This is a genomic window from Helicobacter pylori, assembly GCF_030323545.1.
In the GTDB taxonomy this organism is placed as follows: domain Bacteria; phylum Campylobacterota; class Campylobacteria; order Campylobacterales; family Helicobacteraceae; genus Helicobacter; species Helicobacter pylori_CO.
The window spans coordinates 490,852-511,306 of record NZ_CP122954.1; the positions used below are offsets into that span (position 1 = coordinate 490,852).

Annotated in this window: 19 protein-coding genes and 2 pseudogenes; 11 read left to right on the forward strand and 10 right to left on the reverse strand. The window is 38.6% G+C overall.

From position 1 onward, the window contains the following. Nucleotides 1-22: 22 nt before the first annotated feature. Together QAP06_RS02430 and accB are read right to left on the reverse strand one after the other, a co-directional pair. Entirely contained in the window at nucleotides 23-1,390 is a 1,368-nt protein-coding gene (locus QAP06_RS02430) for an acetyl-CoA carboxylase biotin carboxylase subunit (protein ID WP_286466247.1), read from the reverse strand. A gap of 5 nt (nucleotides 1,391-1,395) precedes the next feature. Beyond that, nucleotides 1,396-1,869 (reverse strand): acetyl-CoA carboxylase biotin carboxyl carrier protein, encoded by a 474-nt coding sequence (gene accB, locus QAP06_RS02435; protein ID WP_024113953.1) that lies wholly within the window; start codon nucleotides 1,867-1,869, stop codon nucleotides 1,396-1,398. Nucleotides 1,870-1,998: 129 nt separating this feature from the next. Between accB and dcd the strand changes: the two genes are divergently transcribed. Both dcd and QAP06_RS02445 read left to right on the forward strand, forming a co-directional pair. Beyond that, entirely contained in the window at nucleotides 1,999-2,565 is a 567-nt protein-coding gene (gene dcd / locus QAP06_RS02440; protein WP_286467384.1) for a dCTP deaminase, read from the forward strand. Nucleotides 2,566-2,723: 158 nt separating this feature from the next. Further along, nucleotides 2,724-4,832 (forward strand): annotated as a pseudogene (locus QAP06_RS02445) (porin family protein). Between the two features lie 23 nt (nucleotides 4,833-4,855). Here the strand turns inward: QAP06_RS02445 and QAP06_RS02450 are convergent. Further along, nucleotides 4,856-5,536, reverse strand: a complete 681-nt coding sequence (locus QAP06_RS02450; protein ID WP_286466250.1) for a 16S rRNA (uracil(1498)-N(3))-methyltransferase — start codon at nucleotides 5,534-5,536, stop codon at nucleotides 4,856-4,858. After that, nucleotides 5,537-5,968 carry a hypothetical protein gene (locus tag QAP06_RS02455; RefSeq protein ID WP_000892089.1) on the reverse strand — a complete coding sequence of 144 codons (432 nt, stop codon included), beginning with the start codon at nucleotides 5,966-5,968 and terminating at the stop codon, nucleotides 5,537-5,539. A 55-nt stretch (nucleotides 5,969-6,023) separates the two neighbouring features. Here QAP06_RS02455 and hemH point away from each other — a divergent pair, with 55 nt between their 5' ends. From hemH to QAP06_RS02475, 4 genes and pseudogenes are all read left to right on the forward strand, one after another. After that, nucleotides 6,024-7,031 (forward strand): ferrochelatase, encoded by a 1,008-nt coding sequence (hemH, locus tag QAP06_RS02460; RefSeq protein WP_286466252.1) that lies wholly within the window; start codon nucleotides 6,024-6,026, stop codon nucleotides 7,029-7,031. A gap of 73 nt (nucleotides 7,032-7,104) precedes the next feature. Then, on the forward strand, nucleotides 7,105-7,776 hold the full coding sequence (locus tag QAP06_RS02465) for a SoxW family protein (protein WP_286466253.1): 672 nt from the start codon (nucleotides 7,105-7,107) through the stop codon (nucleotides 7,774-7,776). Between the two features lie 8 nt (nucleotides 7,777-7,784). Continuing rightward, the gene (gene ccsA, locus QAP06_RS02470; RefSeq protein ID WP_286466255.1) at nucleotides 7,785-10,595 is read left to right on the forward strand and encodes a cytochrome c biogenesis protein CcsA; all 2,811 of its coding nucleotides are present in this window, start codon (nucleotides 7,785-7,787) and stop codon (nucleotides 10,593-10,595) included. A gap of 5 nt (nucleotides 10,596-10,600) precedes the next feature. After that, nucleotides 10,601-10,696 (forward strand): annotated as a pseudogene (locus QAP06_RS02475) (fucosyltransferase); the annotation flags it as partial. 18 nt (nucleotides 10,697-10,714) lie between these two features. Here the strand turns inward: QAP06_RS02475 and gdhA are convergent. The 3 genes from gdhA to QAP06_RS02490 all read right to left on the reverse strand — a co-directional run bounded on the left by gdhA (nucleotide 10,715) and on the right by QAP06_RS02490 (nucleotide 14,178). Continuing rightward, nucleotides 10,715-12,061: an NADP-specific glutamate dehydrogenase gene (gene gdhA, locus QAP06_RS02480; protein WP_286466256.1), complete on the reverse strand. Its 1,347-nt coding sequence runs from the start codon at nucleotides 12,059-12,061 to the stop codon at nucleotides 10,715-10,717. 66 nt (nucleotides 12,062-12,127) lie between these two features. Further along, nucleotides 12,128-12,958: a peptide chain release factor N(5)-glutamine methyltransferase gene (locus QAP06_RS02485; protein ID WP_286466258.1), complete on the reverse strand. Its 831-nt coding sequence runs from the start codon at nucleotides 12,956-12,958 to the stop codon at nucleotides 12,128-12,130. Next, nucleotides 12,955-14,178 carry a M48 family metallopeptidase gene (locus QAP06_RS02490; protein ID WP_286466259.1) on the reverse strand — a complete coding sequence of 408 codons (1,224 nt, stop codon included), beginning with the start codon at nucleotides 14,176-14,178 and terminating at the stop codon, nucleotides 12,955-12,957. Before QAP06_RS02490 ends, QAP06_RS02485 begins: the two co-directional genes overlap by 4 nt. A gap of 178 nt (nucleotides 14,179-14,356) precedes the next feature. Here QAP06_RS02490 and QAP06_RS02495 point away from each other — a divergent pair, with 178 nt between their 5' ends. Further along, nucleotides 14,357-14,887 carry a hypothetical protein gene (locus QAP06_RS02495; protein WP_286466261.1) on the forward strand — a complete coding sequence of 177 codons (531 nt, stop codon included), beginning with the start codon at nucleotides 14,357-14,359 and terminating at the stop codon, nucleotides 14,885-14,887. Between the two features lie 7 nt (nucleotides 14,888-14,894). Here the strand turns inward: QAP06_RS02495 and QAP06_RS02500 are convergent, their stop codons facing one another. Next, the gene (locus tag QAP06_RS02500; protein WP_286466263.1) at nucleotides 14,895-15,641 is read right to left on the reverse strand and encodes an SPOR domain-containing protein; all 747 of its coding nucleotides are present in this window, start codon (nucleotides 15,639-15,641) and stop codon (nucleotides 14,895-14,897) included. Between the two features lie 202 nt (nucleotides 15,642-15,843). Here QAP06_RS02500 and QAP06_RS02505 point away from each other — a divergent pair, with 202 nt between their 5' ends. From QAP06_RS02505 to QAP06_RS02515, 3 genes are read left to right on the forward strand one after another with little or no spacing between them, the layout of a single operon-like run. Further along, complete coding sequence (locus tag QAP06_RS02505) at nucleotides 15,844-16,071, forward strand: cell division protein ZapB (RefSeq protein WP_001191188.1); 228 nt, start codon at nucleotides 15,844-15,846, stop codon at nucleotides 16,069-16,071. 12 nt (nucleotides 16,072-16,083) lie between these two features. Further along, on the forward strand, nucleotides 16,084-16,320 hold the full coding sequence (locus QAP06_RS02510; protein WP_286466265.1) for a hypothetical protein: 237 nt from the start codon (nucleotides 16,084-16,086) through the stop codon (nucleotides 16,318-16,320). Further along, the gene (locus QAP06_RS02515) at nucleotides 16,305-18,164 is read left to right on the forward strand and encodes a primosomal protein N' (RefSeq protein ID WP_286466267.1); all 1,860 of its coding nucleotides are present in this window, start codon (nucleotides 16,305-16,307) and stop codon (nucleotides 18,162-18,164) included. Before QAP06_RS02510 ends, QAP06_RS02515 begins: the two co-directional genes overlap by 16 nt. Nucleotides 18,165-18,196: 32 nt before the next feature. Here the strand turns inward: QAP06_RS02515 and cmoA are convergent, their stop codons facing one another. Next, nucleotides 18,197-18,916, reverse strand: a complete 720-nt coding sequence (cmoA, locus tag QAP06_RS02520; protein ID WP_286466269.1) for a carboxy-S-adenosyl-L-methionine synthase CmoA — start codon at nucleotides 18,914-18,916, stop codon at nucleotides 18,197-18,199. A gap of 51 nt (nucleotides 18,917-18,967) precedes the next feature. Next, nucleotides 18,968-19,609 carry a superoxide dismutase [Fe] gene (gene sodB, locus QAP06_RS02525; RefSeq protein WP_000494629.1) on the reverse strand — a complete coding sequence of 214 codons (642 nt, stop codon included), beginning with the start codon at nucleotides 19,607-19,609 and terminating at the stop codon, nucleotides 18,968-18,970. 222 nt (nucleotides 19,610-19,831) lie between these two features. Between sodB and tpx the strand changes: the two genes are divergently transcribed. Continuing rightward, nucleotides 19,832-20,332 carry a thiol peroxidase gene (gene tpx, locus QAP06_RS02530; protein ID WP_286466271.1) on the forward strand — a complete coding sequence of 167 codons (501 nt, stop codon included), beginning with the start codon at nucleotides 19,832-19,834 and terminating at the stop codon, nucleotides 20,330-20,332. Nucleotides 20,333-20,455: the final 123 nt, after the last annotated feature.

Here is a 20,455-nt window from a genome sequence, read left to right on the forward strand (position 1 = left end):
TAAAATCTCCTTGTAATTAAGTTTAAAAATTTTCTTCCAAATACTTCGTGTGGATTTTTGCTTGCCTGAAATCCGCATTTTCAAGCATTTCAAGGTGGAAAGGAATGGTCGTTTTAATGCCCTCTACTTTAAATTCCTTTAAAGCCCTTTTCATTTTAGCGATCGCTCTTTCTCTGTTTTCACCCCACACAACAAGCTTGCCAATCATAGAATCATAGTGCGTAGGCACGACATAATGAGCATGCGCATGCGAATCAAGGCGTACATTCACCCCACCAGGAGCGATCCATTCAGTGATTTTGCCTGGGCTTGGGTAGAATTTTTTAGGATCTTCTGCAGTGATTCGGCATTCTATCGCATGCCCTTTGAGAGAAAAGCTTTCTTGCTCGGGCAATTTTTCGCCTTGAGCGATTCTAATCATCCATTCAATGAGGTTTAACCCGCTCACCATTTCGCTAATGGTGTGTTCCACTTGCAAACGAGTGTTCATCTCCATGAAATAAAAATCTTTCATGTTGGAATCCAACAAAAATTCAAAAGTCCCAGCCCCCACATAGCCGATGTATTTAGCGGCTTTGATCGCTGTTTCTAGCAAACGCTTACGAACGCCCTCTTCTAAAACCACTGCTGGGGTTTCTTCAATGAGCTTTTGCTGGCGTCTTTGCACCGAGCAATCCCTTTCGCCCACATGAATGACATTGCCATGCTTATCGGCTAAAATTTGGACTTCAATGTGCTTAGGCTTGTTGATGAATTTTTCTAAATACACGCTCCCATCGCCAAACGCGCTCAAAGCTTCCGTTTCGGCGGCTAAATAAAGGTTTTTAAGCTTGGATTTATCTTCTACGACGCGCATCCCCCTTCCGCCCCCACCAGCAGCCGCTTTAATGATGACAGGGTAGCCGATTTTATCAGCGATTTCTTCAGCTTCTTGATAGCTTTTAAGCAACCCTTCACTGCCCTCAATCACAGGCATACCGGCTTCTTTCATCACGCTTTTGGCTTTGGATTTATCGCTCATTAAAGCCATGACTTTCGCGCTCGGACCAATAAATTCCAAAGAATGGTGCGAGCAAATCTCTACAAAATTCTGGTTTTCACTCAAAAACCCATACCCGGGGAAAATTGCATCCGCTTCAAACAATTCCGCCGCACTAATGATCGCAGGGATATTCAAGTAACTCTCGCTGGATTTGGCTCCCCCTATACACACTTTTGCGTTAGCTGTATTGAGGTAGTGGGCGTCCTTGTCAGCGATAGAATAAATGGCTATGGATTCTTTACCCATTTCTTGAATGGTTTGGATCGCTCTTAAAGCGATCTCGCCTCTATTAGCGATCAAAATGCGTGAAAGCTCTTTTTTTTCTACCTTTTTATTTTCTTTATTCATGGATTTTAAAGCTTTTCCACTTTGATGAGTTTCGTGCCGTATTCTACCGGTTGAGCGTCTCCCACTTCAACAGAAACCACCTTGCAAGGGTATTCCACTTCAATTTCATTCATGATTTTCATCGCTTCTACAATGCCCACGATCTGCCCTTTTTTAAGCGTATCACCCGCTTTGACATAAGGCTCAGCCCCAGGCGATGGCGCATGATAAAAAGTGCCTACCATAGGCGAAAGCACGAAATCTTCTTTTTTATCCACAATAGGGGTGCATACCATAGGCACAGGGGTTTGGACACTTGGCATGCTCGCTTCTACCATAATGGGAGCTGGAGAATGGGCGGGATTTAACGCACTTTTATGTTTCGCATAAGCGGATTCCTTATCCAAAACCAACTCAAAATGCTCATGCTTTAATTTCAAATGCCCCAAATCAGAAGCTTTAAATTCTTTGATCAACTCTTCAATTTCAGAAAGGTTCATAACGATTTATTCCTTATATTATTTTAAAATATGCTACAAACACATCATCTTACTAACCATAAGCGTTTTTAGCAAAAAATTATTGTTATAATAACATAATTATTAACAAACTTTAAAGGCTTTGTGCGTATGGGATTAAAAGCGGATTCTTGGATTAAAAAAATGAGTTTAGAGCATGGCATGATTAGCCCTTTTTGCGAAAAGCAAGTCGGTAAAAATGTGATCAGCTATGGTTTGAGCAGTTACGGGTATGATATTAGAGTGGGGAGTGAGTTCATGCTCTTTGATAACAAAAACGCTTTAATTGACCCTAAAAACTTTGACCCCAACAACGCGACTAAAATTGATGCGAGTAGAGAAGGCTTTTTTATCTTGCCCGCTAACGCGTTCGCCCTAGCCCATACGATAGAGTATTTTAAAATGCCTAAAGACACCTTAGCGATTTGTTTAGGCAAAAGCACTTACGCCAGGTGTGGGATCATTGTGAATGTTACGCCTTTTGAGCCGGAATTTGAAGGCTATATCACGATTGAAATTTCTAACACTACTAATCTACCGGCTAAAGTCTATGCCAATGAGGGGATCGCACAAGTGGTGTTTTTACAAGGCGATGAAATGTGCGAGCAAAGCTATAAAGACAGAGGCGGTAAGTATCAAGGGCAAGTGGGCATCACTTTGCCTAAAATTTTAAAGTGATTTGAAGAAAGATAAAAGCGCTTATCCTTTGAGCGTTGTTTATTTTTTAATACAAACAATACCGCAATTTCTCAAAAATATATTATAATACGAAACTTCAGTTTCATTGAGTTGCAAACTCTTTGAGAACAAAACGCTAAACCATTTAGGAAATTACCATGCTAAGATTCGTTAGTAAAACGATTTGCTTGTCTTTAATCGGCTTGTTCAACCCTTTAGAAGCCTTTCAAAAACACCAAAAAGACGGCTTTTTTATAGAAGCCGGGTTTGAAACCGGGCTATTAGAAGGCACACAAACTAAAGAACAAACAATAACCCAAAACACCCAAAACACCCAAAACACCCAAAAAATCTATGAAAACCCCCTAACCCACCCACAAACTAAAGAGCAACCCAAAGAACAAAACAAGAGCGATACAGCCACCCCACAAAGCGTCTATGGGAGATACTACATACCCTAAAGCACCATTTTAGAAAAAGCGACCGAACTATTCACCACGGACAATATAGAAAATGGCTTAACTTTTTATTCTCAAAGCCCTGTGTATGCGAATATGGTTAATGGGAGCGTAACCATACAAAACTTTCTGCCTTACAATTTAAACAATGTTGAACTGAGTTTTAAAGACGCTCAAGGCAAAGTAGTTAATTTAGGCGTGATAGAGACTATCCCTAAGGATTCTCAAATCATTCTGCCTGCAAGCTTGTTTAATGATTCAGAATTTGAACAAGCTGATAGCTTTAATTACCAACAACTTCAAGCCACTGCCACACAATTTTCTGATGCTAACACGCAGAGTTTGTTTCAAAAGCTCAGTCAAATCACGACCAATGTAACGATGAGTTATGAAAACGCCGATACTAACAATTTTAAAGGTAATTGCCATGATTGTGTGTCAGATTTCACCCCACAAACCGCAGAAGAATTGACCAATTTAATGTTAGACATGATTGCGGTGTTTGACTCCAAATCGTGGGAAGAAGCCGTTTTAAACGCTCCTTTCCAATTTTCTAACAGCTCATCAGAGTGCGGCTCTGACTTTCCTAAGTGCGTGAATCCTTTCAATAACGGGCGTGTCGCTCCCATCTATGAAAAATACGTGCTAACCCCACAATCCGTTATAGATGCGTTTAGAAGAACGATCAATCTTGAAGTGAATATCCTAAAATCAGGGTTTGTAGGGCTAGGGTATGAACTTGATGATAATGATGGTAATCTGGGGATAGAAGCTTCTGCCTTAAATCCTGAAAAATTGTTTGGTAAAACTTTGAACAAAGTTGATATTGTGGAATTAAGAGACATTATCCATGAATTTAGCCACACTAAAGGCTATACGCATAATGGGAACATGACTTATCAAAGAGTGCGCTTGTGTCAAGAAAACGGCGTAGCCATACAAGAATGTGAGGGTGGAAAAGAAGAGTTAGTCAATGGGAAAGAAGAACTAAAATTTACAAATGGGAAAGAAGTGAAAGATCGGGATGGTTACACCTATAATGTATGTTCTTTTTATAAGGACAACCACCAAGTCTATACAGCGGGCAATTACCCCAATTCCATTTATACGAATTGCGCTCAAGTCCCCGCTGGGCTTATAGGGGTTACCACCGCCGTTTGGCAGCAGCTCATCAATCAAAACGCCCTTCCCATTAATTTCGCTAATTTGAGCAGCCAAGCTAACTATTTAGACGCCAGTTTGAACGCAAGAGCTTTTGTTGGCTCTGTGTTTAGTGCGTTCAATCAAAGCTTTTTAACTTCTAGCACCCAACAATCTTTTAGAAGCCCTATTTTAGGCGCTAATGTTAAAATAGGCTACCAACATTATTTCAATGACTACATCGGGTTAGCCTATTACGGCATCATCAAATACAACTACGCTCAAGCCAATAACGAAAAAATCCAGCAATTAAGCTATGGTGGGGGAATGGATGTGTTGTTTGATTTCATCACCACTTACGCTAATAAAAAGCAAGGCAATCCAACTAAAAAAGTTTTTGCTTCCTCTTTTGGGGTGTTTGGGGGGTTAAGGGGCTTATACAATAGCTACTATGTTTTCAATCAAGTCAAAGGAAGCGGTAATTTAGATATAGTTACTGGGTTTAATTACCGCTACAAGCATTCTAAATATTCTGTAGGCATTAGCGTTCCTTTAATCCAAAGCGGTATTAAAATCGCTTCTAATAATGGCATCTATGCGAACTCTGTTGTTTTGAATGAGGGGGGCAGTCATTTTAAAGTGTTTTTTAATTACGGGTGGATTTTCTAGGATTTAAAATCCCCAATAACCCCCTAAACTTGCGCGATACTCGCCACAAACATGCATGCACTCTCAGACTTTAGCACCATATCTAACGGGATGCGATAAATTTCACGCTCTTTAAAACACTCCCTTTCTGGTTCGCTAAAGCCCCCTTCAGGCCCTATGATAACGCCCTTTTCAAAATCCGTGCTTGCGGGTAGTATTTCACCCTTAAAATCCAAAACACTCGCTTTAGGGTAGGCGTTTAACACCTCTTTAGTGTTTGAAAACGCTTCCAATTCCATTAAAGCGCTGCGGCCGCACTGCTCGCAAGAATGAATCAAAATCTTTTGAAAGCGCTCTAATTTGGCGCTGTCTATTTTTTCATTGCGTTGGCTAAAATCCGCGTAGAACAAACTCAACTTGCTCACGCCTAACTGGTTTAAAAAGGGTAGGATTTTTTCAATGCTTTTGATTTCAATCACGCTTAAAATCAAATGCGTTTTTTTATTAGCCATAATCTCTAATGGTTGCGCGCCCACTAGCTTTAAAAGGGCGTGTTTTTTAGTGATTTCTGCATGCTCATAGGTGTATAAAAAGCCGTCTTTTAAATTTCTTAAATCCAAACGACTCGCGCTTTTGATACGCCTTGAGCGGTATAAATGGATATAACTCTCGCCTTCTATTTTTAAAACAGGCTCTTTGGCTAAAGGGTGGTAGACAAAACGCATTCAAAGACCCATTAACACAACAATAAGAATCGTTTCTAAAAAATACAGGATTTTAGCCTTTTTGATATACGCTTCCATCCTTTCTTTTTTAGTGATGGCGAATTTCACGCTTTTATGGCGTTTGATTTCTGCTATAAGCATCAACAACAGCCCTAAAAGCATAATAACAGCGCTAAAAGAAAATTCAAATTGTTGCATCGCCCAAATAAAAATCCCGCTCAAAAGAGCGATGCTTAAAAGAATGTAAATCGCTGGCATGACAAGATAGATTTTTTTGTTCAATTGGATGAAATTCTTTTCTTTAAAAAGGGTGTAAAGATTGATCATAAAGGCTAGGGCAAGCAAAGCGGCAAAAAAGGCATGGATAAGCAAGGATTGAGCCATCACAGAAGAATCTTGTGTATTTAATGCTTGCAAACTCATCTCTAACATTAACTTCTTTCTAACGATTTATTTTTTATTAATCGTTTTATTTTAGCATGTGCTGATGAATTTGATCAATGAAAAGCTCAATAATTTAGAAAATCACGCCGCAAAATCCCCCAAAGAAGCAGTCGTTCTTTTGAATATGGGAGGGCCTAACAGCCTTTATGAAGTGGGGGTGTTTTTAAAAAACATGTTTGATGACCCCTTTATCCTTACCATTAAAAATAATTTCATGCGTAAAATGGTGGGTAAAATGATTGTCAATAGCCGCATAGAAAAATCCAAAAAAATCTATGAAAAATTAGGAGGCAAATCCCCTTTAACGCCTATCACATTCGCCCTTACAGAGCGTTTGAACGAATTGGATCCTTCTCGCTTTTACACTTATGCGATGCGTTATACCCCCCCTTATGCGTCTATGGTCTTGCAAGATCTAGCCTTAAAAGAGGTAGAAAGCTTGGTGTTTTTTTCCATGTATCCGCAATACTCTAGCACCACCACCCTTTCTAGTTTTAATGACGCTTTTAACGCTCTCAAATCTTTAGAAACTTTCCGCCCTAAGGTGCGAGTGATAGAGCGCTTTTATGCTGACAAAAAGCTTAATGAAATCATTTTAAACACGATTTTAAGCGCCCTAAACAACCGCAAAAGCCAGGATTTTGTTTTAATCTTTTCTGTCCATGGCTTACCTAAAAGCGTTATTGATGCCGGCGATACTTACCAGCAAGAATGCGAACACCATGTGAGCTTGTTAAAAGAGTTGATGCAACAAAAAAATATCCCTTTTAAAGAAGTCTTACTCTCTTATCAATCCAAACTAGGGCCTATGAAATGGCTAGAGCCAAGCACTGAAGAGTTGATAGAAAAGCACCGCAAATCTCATATTATCATCTATCCTTTAGCTTTCACGATTGATAATTCTGAAACGATCTATGAACTAGACATGCAATACCGCTTGATGGCAGAGCGCTTGGCGGTTAAAGAATATTTAGTTTGCCCATGCTTAAACGATTCTATAGAGTTTGCAAAATTTATCATTGAATTAGTAAAAAACCTTAAAAGTGAGTGAAATGCGCATAAAAAAGCGATTATTATAGTAAAATACCAAGTTTTCAAATCTATTAAAAAGTAAAGGTTATTACATGTTTTCACTTTCTTATGTTTCCAAGAAATTTTTAAGCGTTTTGCTATTGATTTCGTTATTTTTAAGCGCTTGCAAATCCAACAATAAGGACAAATTAGATGAAAATCTTTTAAGCTCCGGTTCTCAAAGCTCCAAAGAATTAAATGATGAGCGAGATAATATAGACAAAAAGAGCTATGCCGGTTTAGAAGATATTTTTTCAGACAATAAGTCCATTAGCCCTAACGATAAATACATGCTTTTAGTGTTTGGCCGTAATGGTTGCTCCTATTGTGAAAGGTTTAAAAAAGATCTTAAAAATGTCAAAGAATTGCACGACTATGTTAAAGAGCATTTTAGCGCTTACTATGTCAATATCAGCTACTCCAAAGAGCATGATTTTAAAGTCGGCGATAAGGATAAAAATGATGAAAAAGAAATCAAAATGTCCACAGAAGAATTAGCGCAAATTTATGCCGTCCAATCCACCCCTACGATTGTTTTATCCGATAAAACCGGCAAAACCATCTATGAATTGCCCGGCTATATGCCTTCCACGCAATTTTTAGCGGTGTTAGAATTTATCGGCGATGGGAAGTATCAAGACACCAAAAACGATGAGGATCTCACTAAAAAACTAAAGGCTTACATCAAGTATAAAACCAACCTTTCTAAAAACAAATCCAGCTAGGAAAGTGCATGAAAAGCCTTAAGAGCTTGATTTATTTTTTATTCGCTTCTTTTTGGGTCGCTATCCCTTTAATCGCGCTCTATGCCTTAGCGTGCGCGATAGCCACTTTTATAGAAAACGATTACGGCACGAGCGCGAGTAAGGCGATTGTGTATAACACCCCTTGGTTTAATTTTTTGCATGCGTATTTATTGGTGGTTTTAATAGGCACATTCATTAAATCTAAAGCTTTAGGGCGCAAAAGATACGCAAGCCTTTTTTTCCACAGCTCCTTGATTTTAATCATTTTAGGGGCAGCCATCACACGATTTTTTGGTGTAGAAGGGCTTATGCATGTGCGAGAAAATAGCACGCAAAGCTCTTTTGAAAGCGCGGACACTTACCTTAATATCACTCTTAATGACACCACTAAACTTTCTTTAAAAACGCCTTTAACCTTTTATCATTCCAAACGATTAAGACCCATTCATGCCACTTTAAATCACAAGCCTTTAATTTTAGAACCCTTAGAGATTTACAAGCAAAACGCCATTAAAAAAGATGACGCTACCATTTTAGTGTTAAAAGCGACCTATAACGGCGTGAGCCGCAAATTCAACCTCATTAAAACCAACAGGAATGAAGGCATAGAAGAAAGCGAGGTGTTTAAAGACGACAAACTCTCTTTAAGTTTTGGATCCGCTTACATTGAATTGCCCTTTCAAATCAAACTGAAGCGTTTTGAATTAGAACGCTACGCCGGCTCTATGAGCCCTTCATCTTACGCTTCAGAGGTGGAAGTTTTGAAATTGGATAACACTTTAATCAAACCTTATAGGATTTTTATGAACCATGTTTTAGATTATGAAGGCTATCGCTTTTTCCAATCTTCCTATGATACAGATGAAAAAGGCACAATCCTTTCTGTCAATAAAGATCCGGGTAAAATCCCCACCTATTTAGGGTATGCGATGCTTATTTTGGGGGCTTTGTGGTTGCTTTTGGATAAAAATGGGCGTTTTTTAAAGCTTTCACGCTTTTTAAAATCCCAACAAGTTGCTAGTTTCTTGATCGCTTTAATTTTGATCAGCCCTTTTACTTCCTCGTTCGCCAATGAAGCTCCAATTGACATGCATGGGGGAAAAAGCGCTCAAATAGAACGACAAAGCGTAGAAAATCCCGCCAATAAAGAAGATTCTAAAAGCGCGATTTTAGAGCGTTTGAAGCGTTTAAGAGAGTATTCCAAAGACCACTTAAAAGCCTTTCAAAGGCTTCAAGTCCAGGATTTTGACGGGCGTATCAAACCCCTTGATACCATTAGCATTGAATACATCCATAAGATTTTAAAAAAAGATGATTTTCAGGGGCTAAACGCCATGCAAGCGCTTTTAGGGATCATGTTTTTCCCCAATGATTGGCGCAGTATTAAGATGATTTACACTTCTAGTAAAGCCTTAAGAAAGCTTATCGGCACGCCTTTAGATGAGAGCCGTATCGCTTTTAGAGATGCGTTTGATAGCCGTGGGTATAAATTAAAAAATCTTGTTGAAGAAGTCAATCAAAAATCCCCTAACGAGCGCAACGAGTTGGATAAAGATGTCTTAAAAGTAGATGAACGCATCAACTTAGTCTATACGCTTTTTAGCGCTCAATTTTTACGCATTTTCCCTAGCGATAAAACCACTGCTTGGCTCTCACCCATTGAAGCGATCAACAGCTCTAATAAAGAAATTTCAAGCGTGGCAACGGGGTTTTTAAAAAATATTTTTAGCGGGTTTGATGACGCTTTAAAAACCAATCAATGGGATAAGGTAGAAAAAACCCTAAAAGATTTAAGCATTTACCAGCAAGAGCATGCCAAAAACCTCTATTTACCCTCTTCTAAAGTGGATTCTGAAATTTTTTTAAACCACACCAATTTTTTTAACAGCCTGACCCTTCCTTATATCCTTCTAGGGTTATTGCTTTTTATCGTTGTGATCAGCTCTCTTGTTAAAAACACGATTCCAAATATTTGGCTCACTAAAACCCTTTATATGGCTATCTTGCTTTGCGCGATCGCTCATTCTATGGGGCTAGTTTTACGCTGGTATGTGAGCGGGCATTCGCCTTGGAGCAACGCTTATGAGTCCATGCTTTATATCGCATGGGCTTCTGTTATTGCAGGGTTTGTTTTACGCTCCAAACTCGCGCTATCGGCCTCTAGCTTTTTAGCCGGTATCGCGCTCTTTGTGGCCCATTTAGGCTTTATGGACCCTCAAATTGGCCATTTAGTGCCGGTGTTAAAATCCTATTGGCTCAATATCCATGTCTCTATCATCACCGCTAGTTATGGCTTTTTGGGCTTGTGTTTTGTGCTAGGGATTTTGAGTTTGGTTTTGTTTATTTTGCGCAAACAAGGGCGTTTCAATTTAGACAAAACCATTCTTTCCATTAGCGCTATCAATGAAATGAGCATGATTTTAGGCCTGTTTATGCTCACGGCCGGGAATTTCTTAGGCGGGGTGTGGGCGAATGAATCTTGGGGGCGCTATTGGGGGTGGGACCCTAAAGAAACCTGGGCGTTGATTTCTATTTGCGTCTATGCTTTAATCTTGCATTTGCGTTTTTTAGGCTCTCAAAATTGGCCCTTTATTTTAGCGAGCAGCAGCGTGCTAGGGTTTTACTCGGTTTTAATGACTTATTTTGGCGTGAATTACTACCTTTCTGGCTTGCACAGCTATGCCGCAGGCGATCCCTTGCCGATCCCTACTTTTTTATACTTTTTGGTAGCGATACCTTTTGCTCTCGTGATCTTGGCGTATTTCAAACGCCATTTGAGTTTGCCTAAATTAGTTTAAAGGAGAAATTGTTTCAAAACACCTCTTTTAAAATCTATCGCAAAGCCTATCAAAAATCCTTACCCTTGTTGCACACCATAAGGAGATGGATTAAAAAATAAGTTTGTAAAACAAACCCATCAAACCCCTTGCGCTATCATCGCAGACGCTACTTTTCTAAAGCCAGCGATATTAGCCCCTAAAACAAAATTAGTAGGGTCTTTAAACTCTTTAGCGGTTTGAGAGACATTCTTATAAATCTCTTTCATAATGTGGTGTAATTTCGCATCCACCACTTCAAAACTCCAAGGGTGCATGCTCGCGTTTTGCGCCATTTCCAAGCCGCTCACGCTCACCCCCCCAGCATTAGCCGCCTTGCCTATGCCATAAGAAATCTTAGCCTGTAAAAACAATTCAATCGCTTCATTGCTTGAGGGCATGTTCGCCCCTTCAGCCACGCATTTGCACCCGTTAGAAAGGAGGGTTTTAGCGTCTAAAACGCTCAATTCATTCTCAGTCGCGCTAGGAAAAGCCGCAAAACAAGGCACATGCCATATGGCATTCCCCCCTTTGGGGTAATTTTCTATAGGGGTGTATTTCGCGCTTGGTTTTTCTAGGGCGTATTCTTTGATCCTCCCACGACGCACTTCTTTAACCTCTTTCAAAAGCTCTAAATCAATGCCGTCTTTATCATAAATCATGCCATTAGAATCGCTCGCTGTTACCGGTTTGGCTCCTATTTGAAGCAATTTTTCAATGGTGTAAATTGAGACATTACCGCTCCCAGAAACGCTGCAAACCTTACCCTCTAAAGAGCTGTTCCTTTCTTGCAGCATTTCTTCAGCAAAATACACGCACCCATAACCGGTAGCTTCTTTTCTGCACAAGCTCCCCCCATAAGTTAGCCCCTTACCGGTCAATACGCCTTCAAAACGATTGACTAATTTTTTGTATTGCCCAAACAGATAGCCAATCTCTCTTTCGCCCACTCCAATATCCCCGGCTGGCACATCAGTCGTGGCTCCAATATGGCGGTATAATTCATTCATGAACGCCTGGCAAAAACGCATGATCTCATGCTCGCTCTTCCCTTTAGGGTCAAAATCGCTCCCCCCCTTAGCACCCCCCATAGCCAAAGTGGTGAGCGAATTTTTCAACACTTGCTCAAAGCCTAAAAACTTGATCACGCTTTCATTCACGCTAGGGTGGAATCTCAAGCCCCCCTTATAAGGGCCAATAGCTGAATTGAATTCAACCCTACACCCCCGATTGACTTGGATTTGATGGTTATCATCTAGCCAACACACCCTAAAAAAAATCTCCCTTTCAGGCTCAATCAAACGCTCTAAAATGGCATGCTTTTCATAACTTTTATCGCTGTCTAAAAGGGGTTTTAAAGAAGTGATAGCTTCATAAACGGCCTGATGGAACTCTTTTTGATAGGGGTATTTTTTCTGTAAAGATTGGAGGATTTTTTCAATATACATAAGCGGCATCCTTTATGATTTTAAGTGTTTTTATTGTAACACTAAAAGGGTAATTAAGTTTTAACTTTATCTTAAAAAACTTTTTAAAACGCCCACAAACCCTCTATCAAAGCCGCTCAAATCCTTGTAAAACTTTGCATCATAACCGCAAAATTCTAAGCATTCTTTCAAGCTTTTTAACTGGTCATACCCCATTTCACAAGCCAAAAAAGGGATTTTTAATCCAGCGGCTAAAAAAATGATTTCTTTTAAGATTTCATCGCCTTTAACCCCCCCAAAAAGGGCTTTGTGCGGTTCTTTGAGAACGGATTTTTCCAAAGGATAACCACTAGCGATATAGGGCGGGTTAGAGACAAGCATTTGTATCGTTGGCATGCGATCCCAAAGATGCGTTTTTTTTAAAAAAACACGCTCTTTTAGACAAAAGCGTTCAATATTTTTGGACGCCACTTCTAAAGCTTTTAATGAAACATCGCTTGCATGAATGGAAATTTTGGGGTTTTCCAAAGCCAAACTAACAGACACGCAAGCACTCCCTACGCCTATTTCGCCTATCTCTTTTAAGTGGTATTGAGAAATAATATCAAGGGCTTTTTTAACCAAAATCTCCGTTTCAGGCCGTGGGATTAAAACATGCTCATTCACGAAAAAAGAGCGCCCGTAAAAATCACAGCTTTCTAATAAATACTCTATGGGGCAGTCATTCAAGCGCTTTTCTACCAATTCAAAAAAGCACACCTCTTCTTCGTGGTTTAACTCTAAATAGGCATGCGTGTGCAAAAAAACCCTTTCTTTTTGCAAGACAAAGCCTAATAAAATTTCAGACTCTAATCCCCCCCTAAAACCTTTTTGCGATAATCCTTTTTTGGCTTTATTTAGGGCTTGTGAAAGGGTCATTCAATTTCATAATCCAAAGCTTTCAAGCGCTCTAATAGGGGCGGGTGCGTGAAATGCAAGAAAACATAAAAAGGGTGCGAATAGGGGAACGCTTTATTTTCACTCACAATAGACACTAACGCTTTGGCTAAAACCTCTTTAGAGCTTAAACTCGCCCCAAACTTGTCCGCATTGTATTCATTCTTTCGGCTAAAAAACCCGATCAAAGGCATAGCGTAAAAAGAAAATACCGGCAAAAATAAGAGTAAAATCGCAATCAAACTCGCTGGCGTTTGTGAGACATTGAAGCCTTCAAAAACGATCGGTGGCAAATGAGCGATCAAAGCAAAAACAAGAGCGAGTAAGCCTCCCATAATCCCTAAACTTTTCAACAAATCCTTATTTTTAAAATGCCCTAATTCATGCCCTAAAATGGCTAAAAGCCCTTCTGTCCCAACTTTAGAGATCAAAGTGTCAAACAACACCACCCGCTTGTTTTTACCCAAGCCCCCAAAATACGCATTCAAACGCCCATCCCTCTTGCTAGCGTCCATCACAAAAATGCCTTCGGATTTAAAACCCACTTTATCCATCATGCCCTCAATTTGACTCTCTAAATCCCTATTATTCAAGGGGGTGAATTGGTTGAAAAGCTGAGCGATTTTAGGGTAAAAAAGATTAGCCAAGATCATAAAAACAAACACGACAAAAAACGAGCTGATCTCCCAATGTTCCACATGTTCAATGATCATAATAAGAGTGTAAATCAACAACAATCCCACGCTTAAAGTGAGCAATAACCCTTTGAAAAAATCCTTAAAAAACAACGACAAACTCACCTTAGAAAAGCCAAATTCCTTATCCAAATGCATGGTGGTGTAGTAGCTAATGGGTAAAGACAAAACGCTTTGAATCGCTAAAAACAACAAGGCAAACACCAAGTAACCTAGCGTTTCAGAAAGGTTTAAATAATGCGTGAGATCTTCTAAATGCGTCAAACCAAAAAAGACCCAACCAGCAAAGATTATCCCGTCTAAAATTTGAGAAATAATGGATAATTGCATTTTCCTAATGGCATAATTCCCCGCTTCTTCATAATCCTTTTGTGGGAGTAAAACAGGCTTCTCGCAGAGCTTTTGACGGATAAATTTCAATTGCAAAATATCGCCCACAATGTAAGGAGTCGTAAAAAAGAGCAAATAAAAAATACAAATTATCATATCTATCCATATGTCAAGCATGTTCTAAACTCCTTTCTCAATCAATTTGCCAATAAAAGTGTAGGAATTATAACAATTTTTCAAAAATTTGCCATAATATTAAATAAATATGGTAGAAAAAAGAGGCTGTTTTTGAGCGTTTTTAATCCAATCGTAAAAAGCTGTGTTATGCAACCCGCTATAAACAAAAAGGTTTGTCATGCCCCATTCTTTTAAAAAGCGTTTTTTAATCCTTTACGCCCTTTCTACCTTGCTTTTAGTGGGGGTTTTGTTAGCGTTATTTTTCTTTTATGCGAAAAATAACCTCTTAGAAAACACCCAAATACGCATGCAATACACCGCTGATGCGATCGCTAAAAGCCTTTTAGAATTGGATAATGCCCATTCTTTAGAGCCTTTAAAAACCTTAGAAGAACGATTCAAAAACACCCCCTTTGTCTTATTAGATGAGAAAAACAAAGTCAAGTTTTCTAATATCGGGGCGTTTGTGGCCTCTTTTAAAAATGACGCCTTAATCAAAACCCCTTATTTTACGCTTAAAAAACAAGGCTTTTATTTCACAGACAGCACCCCAACGAACCGCTTGGGGGTTTCTAAAATCATTATTGCAGAAGAAGAGATTCAAAAAAATTTTATCCCCCTTTATAAAATAATAGGCTATGTGTTTTTGGGCGCGAGTTTGTTTGTCGTGCTAATAGCTATATGGCTTTATAAAATCCAATCAAACTAAGTAAAAATTATTTTTCCACCAATACAGGCTTATTTTTAAAGCTTTTAAGCGCATTTTCAAGCTGTTTTAGGGCTTCTTCTTTCGTTTTATAAGGGTCAATAAAATAATGCGTGAGGGAGTCTTTTTTCTTTATTTGGTGAGGGAAAGTTTTGAGCGTTTGCAAAAAATCCTTACTGGGCGCATTCAAAAAAGCCCCTACTTGCAAATAATACCCTTTAGGGATACTCGCATCTTTTAAGCTGGGTTTTACTAAGCTCTTTTTATTTTCGTTTTTAGGCAGCTCTTTTGTTAGGGGCTTGGATTCATTAAGAGCGAGCACTTGCTTATGGGCTTTCTTGATTTTTCTTTTCACCTTTTTGCTTTCTATGTAAAAATCATATAAATCATGGATTCTTTGCTTCACATAAGCTTCATAGCAATTCTCATAAATTGGGCTATTTTCAATAGAAGCTTTAGGGCTTATGAGCATGACCAACGCCACGCATTCTTCATGGGCGACTTTGAGCCATTCTTCTTCGCTTTGCTCTAGGATTTCTTTGATTTTAGGGAACTCATACTGCGTGCCTTTCCCCATATTTTCTAACATTTCTATAAGTTCTTCATGGACTTGATTGAGTCTTAATTGGATAGGGGGTAAATTTTTAGGCGTATTTTGAACGCTTTTAAGATCGGCTTTTTTATCCTCTAAACCAACAGCGTTTTTTAAAAAGAGGAAAACCAACAACAGAGTTATTTTCAATATATTTTTTTGCATTTACCACTCCCATGTCAAGATTTCTATCTTGTTGCTTTATGGTAATCAAAAATACCAAATACCGCCATAAGAATGGTTTAAAACATGGGGCTTTGGTTACTTTATTTTATGCTAAAAGTCATTACCTTAAGGGGATAGGGGTATTTTGCGATAATTAAATAGCTTTGATATAATAACTTTTAAAAACCATGAAAGGCTTACTATGCAATCTTTAAGTTTGTTAAACCAATTGGGCGCTAAAATTGATGAATTGATTGAAAAAATCAAAAAACAAGAAGAAGAGTTGAACGCTTTACGCCAAGCAAACACCACGCTGAATGCGCAAAATGAAGAAAAAGACATTCAAATCGCTATTTTATACGATGAATTGAGCGCTAAAGATAAGGGCATTCAAGGTCTTTATGACAAAATCTCTGATTTATTGTCATAAACCATTAAAAACATGCATTCCGAAAACGACAGCTTAGAAATCACTTATTTAGGCAAATGCTATAAAATCTCTCTCAATAACACCTTTAGCGATGAGATGAAACGCACCCTAAAAGAGCGTTTCCATAACCAAGAATTAAACGCCTTAGAGCTTTTAAAGGATTATTTGCATGAAAGTTGTCAAAACGAGTATTTGCACAATGAACTCAAAAAGCTTTTAGAAAAAATCTCATCATGTTCTATCACTTAATCGCTCCTTTAAAAAATAAAACCCCCCCTTTAACTTATTTTTCTAAGGAGCGGCACCAAAAAGGAGCGTTAGTCAATATCCATTTAAGGAATAAAACGCTTTTGGGCGTCGTTCTTGAAGAAGTTTCAAAACCCTCTTTTGAATGCCTAGAACTGGAAAAAACCCCTTATTTTTTACTCCCCTTTCAAATAGAGCTCGCTCTATTTATCGCTCAATATTACTCGGCTAATCTTTCTTCAGTCTTAAGCCTTTTTACCCCTTTTAAAGAATGCGATTTAGTGGGGTTAGAAAAAATTGAGCCTGTTCTTAATATATTAAGCCAAACGCAAACAAACGCTTTAAAAGAATTGCAAAAACATTCAGCAAGCTTGCTCTTTGGCGATACGGGTAGCGGGAAAACCGAGATTTATATGCATTCAATCGCTCAAACTTTAGAGCAAAAAAAAAGCGCTTTACTGTTAGTGCCAGAAATCGCCCTCACCCCTCAAATGCAACAACGCCTTAAAAGGGTTTTTAAAGAAAATTTAGGCTTGTGGCATAGCAAACTCTCTCAAAATCAAAAAAAACAATTTTTAGAAAAGCTTTATTCGCAAGAAATCAAATTAGTGGTAGGCACACGAAGCGCGTTGTTTTTGCCCCTTAAGGAGTTGGGTTTAATCATTGTAGATGAAGAGCATGACTTTTCTTACAAATCCCAGCAAAGCCCCATGTATAACGCTAGGGATTTATGCTTGTATTTATCCCATAAATTCCCTATTCAAGTCATTTTAGGCTCTGCTACGCCAAGTTTGAATAGTTACAAACGCTTTAAAGATAAGGCTTTAGTGCGCTTAAAGGGGCGCTACACCCCCACGCAAAAAAACATTATTTTTGAAAAAACGGAGCGTTTTATCACGCCCAAACTCCTAGAAGTGCTGCAACAAGTGATAGACAAAAACGAGCAAGCCATTATTTTTGTGCCTACAAGGGCTAATTTCAAAACCTTGCTGTGTCAAAGTTGTTACAAAAGCGTTCAATGCCCCTTTTGCAGCGTGAATATGAGCTTGCATTTAAAAACCAACAAACTCATGTGCCATTATTGCCATTTTTCAAGCCCTATCCCTAAAATTTGCAGCACATGCCAAAGCGAAGTTTTAGTGGGTAAAAGGATAGGCACTATGCAAGTGTTGAACGAATTAGAAGGCCTTTTGAAAGGCGCTAAAATAGCGATTTTGGATAAAGATCACACCAGCACGCAAAAAAAACTCTACAATATTTTAAACGATTTCAACGCTCAAAAAACCAATATCTTAATCGGCACGCAGATGATAAGCAAAGGGCATGATTATGCTAAAGTGAGTTTAGCGGTTGTTTTAGGCATAGACAATATCATTAAATCTAATAGTTACAGGGCTTTAGAAGAAGGCGTGTCGTTACTCTATCAAATCGCTGGGAGGAGCGCTAGGCAAATTTCTGGCCAAGTGTTCATTCAAAGCACCGAAACCGATCTGTTGGAAAATTTCTTAGAAGATTATGAAGATTTTTTACAATACGAATTGCAAGAAAGGTGCGAACTCTACCCGCCTTTTTCAAGGCTGTGTTTGTTAGAGTTTAAGCATAAAAACGAAGAAAAAGCCCAACAATTGAGCCTAAAAGCCTCTCAAACCCTTTCTTCGTGTTTAGAAAAGGGCGTAACGCTCTCCAGCTTTAAAGCCCCCATTGAAAAAATCGCCTCTTCTTACCGCTACCTGATTTTATTGCGTTCCAAAGATCCTTTAAGCTTAATCAAAAGCGTGCATGTGCTTTTAAAAACCGCCCCCAATATCCCTTGCAGCGTGAATATGGATCCTGTGGATATTTTTTAAAAACTTAAGTTTTATATATTATTTCAAAAAATTCATGTTTTTCTGGCAACTAACAGCGTGAAATTCACCCATTTAAACAACGCTTCCACATGCTTAAACCCCACGCTTTCTAAAAGAGCGACATTTTCTTTTAAACTATAAGGTACAAGCACATTTTCTAACGCTTCCCTTTTGAAAGCGATTTCATTGTGGCTGTAGCCTTGATTTTGTTTGTAAAGGTAGTATAGCTCTATCATTTGCTTGTCTAATATCCGATCTTCGCTCATGATCTTTTCGCCCACCAATAAAACCCCATTCAACGCAAGGCTGTTATAAACCTTTTTGAGCAATACCTCTCTTTGCATGGGGCGGACAAATTGCAGCACAAAAAGCAATGAAAACGCGCTCGCTTCTTTAAACTCAACCTCTAAAAAATCCATGCATTCAAAACGGGCATTTTTAAAATCTTTTAATTTTTCTTGCGCTTTTTTAAGCATGGGCATGGAATTGTCAATCCCTACAAGCTCAATATCTTGTTGGATTTGTTGGTTAAGCGTGATAAAAAAGTTCCCGGTAGAACAGCCCAAATCATAAATCAAGGGTTTAGGATTGAGATTTTCTTTTAAGTTTTGAGCGATAAAATACGCCCCCAAATCCAACATTTCATGGTAATAGGGGATGGAACGCTCCAACATGTCATCAAAAACATGGGCGACTTTCTCATCAAAACAAAAGCGTTTGTTTAGGGATTGATTAAATAGAGTGTCTTTCATTCAAAAAAGAAGCGTGGTTTAAAAATCTTTAAACCACAATAGCCGTAACGCTTAAGCTTTTTTATGCACCAACTCATTAATGTAGTAATCCACTGAGCCTAAGCCTTCTTTTTTCGCCCACTCATAGCATTGAGAAACAAAATGCCAATTGATATGCCCATAGAATTTTTCCAAATACACAGGGCGTGCGTTTTTATGGTCAATATAATAAGCATGCTCCCACACATCTACCACTAAAAGTGGCACCTTTTTATCCGTAACTGGGGTTTGAGCGTTGCTCGTTTGAATGATTTCAATTTTTTGAGTGTCCAAATTATACGCTGCCCAATTCCAGCCAGAGCCAAACAAAGTGGTCGCGCTCTTAATGAAGTCTTCTTTAAATTTTTCCAATGAGCCGAAATCTTTTTCTAAAGCCCCTTTTAACTCATCGCTTAAGGCAGTCGCTTTGGGGCTTAGGCAATCCCAATAAAAATCGTGGTTGTAAATTTGAGCGGCGTTATTGAACACGCCTCCGCTAGACTTCGTCAAAATATCAAACAAAGAACTTTTCTCAAAATCGGTGCCTTTGATGAGGTTGTTCAAATTATTCACATAAGTTTGATGGTGTTTCCCATGGTGGAAATCAAACGCTACAGGGCTTAAAAAATCTCCCATGCTGTCTTTAGCAAAAGGCAACTCTCGTAATGTAAACATGTTTTCTCCTTGTGATTAGATAGCCGTATTGTAATCATTTTTTAATACTTTTTGGTAAATCTTTTCTTAAAAATTGATCGTTATGCAAATTTTGTAGATTTTAAGGGGTTTTTTAAAATTAAAACGACTTTTTAAACAAATTCTTTTTAAATTTTTTAAAAGTTAACCTTAATGGACTATTATCCTAACGCAATATAGCAATTCATTAGAAAGGATTTAACAATGCAAAAAATTACTTTTAAAGAAGAAACATACCAATTGGGAGGGAAAGCCTTAAAAGTGGGCGATAAAGCTCCTGATGTGAAATTGGTAAATGGCGATTTGCAAGAAGTCAGTTTATTGAAGCAGGGCGTGCGTTTTCAAGTCATTAGTGCACTCCCTAGCTTAACCGGATCGGTTTGTTTGCTCCAAGCCAAACGCTTCAACGAGCAAGCCGGCAAACTGCTTTCTGTGAGTTTTAGCGTTATTTCTATGGACTTACCTTTTTCTCAAGGACAAATTTGTGGTGCTGAAGGCATTAAGGACTTGAGAATTTTAAGCGATTTTAGGTATAAGGCTTTTGGGGAAAATTACGGCGTGCTGTTAGGCAAAGGCTCTTTGCAAGGCTTACTCGCTCGATCGGTGTTTGTTCTTGATGATAAGGGAGTGGTTATCTATAAAGAAATCGTTCAAAACATTTTAGAAGAGCCTAATTATGAAGCGCTTTTAAAAGTGTTGGAATAGGAAATTCTTAAAAGGAGGGAGCTACAATCTAGCGAGTCTCAATGCAAAAGCCCCACTTATTAAAAAGCGTTGGCAACAAAGACTAAAAAATAAGAAGTTCTTTTTAATCCGTTTAAAAAAGTT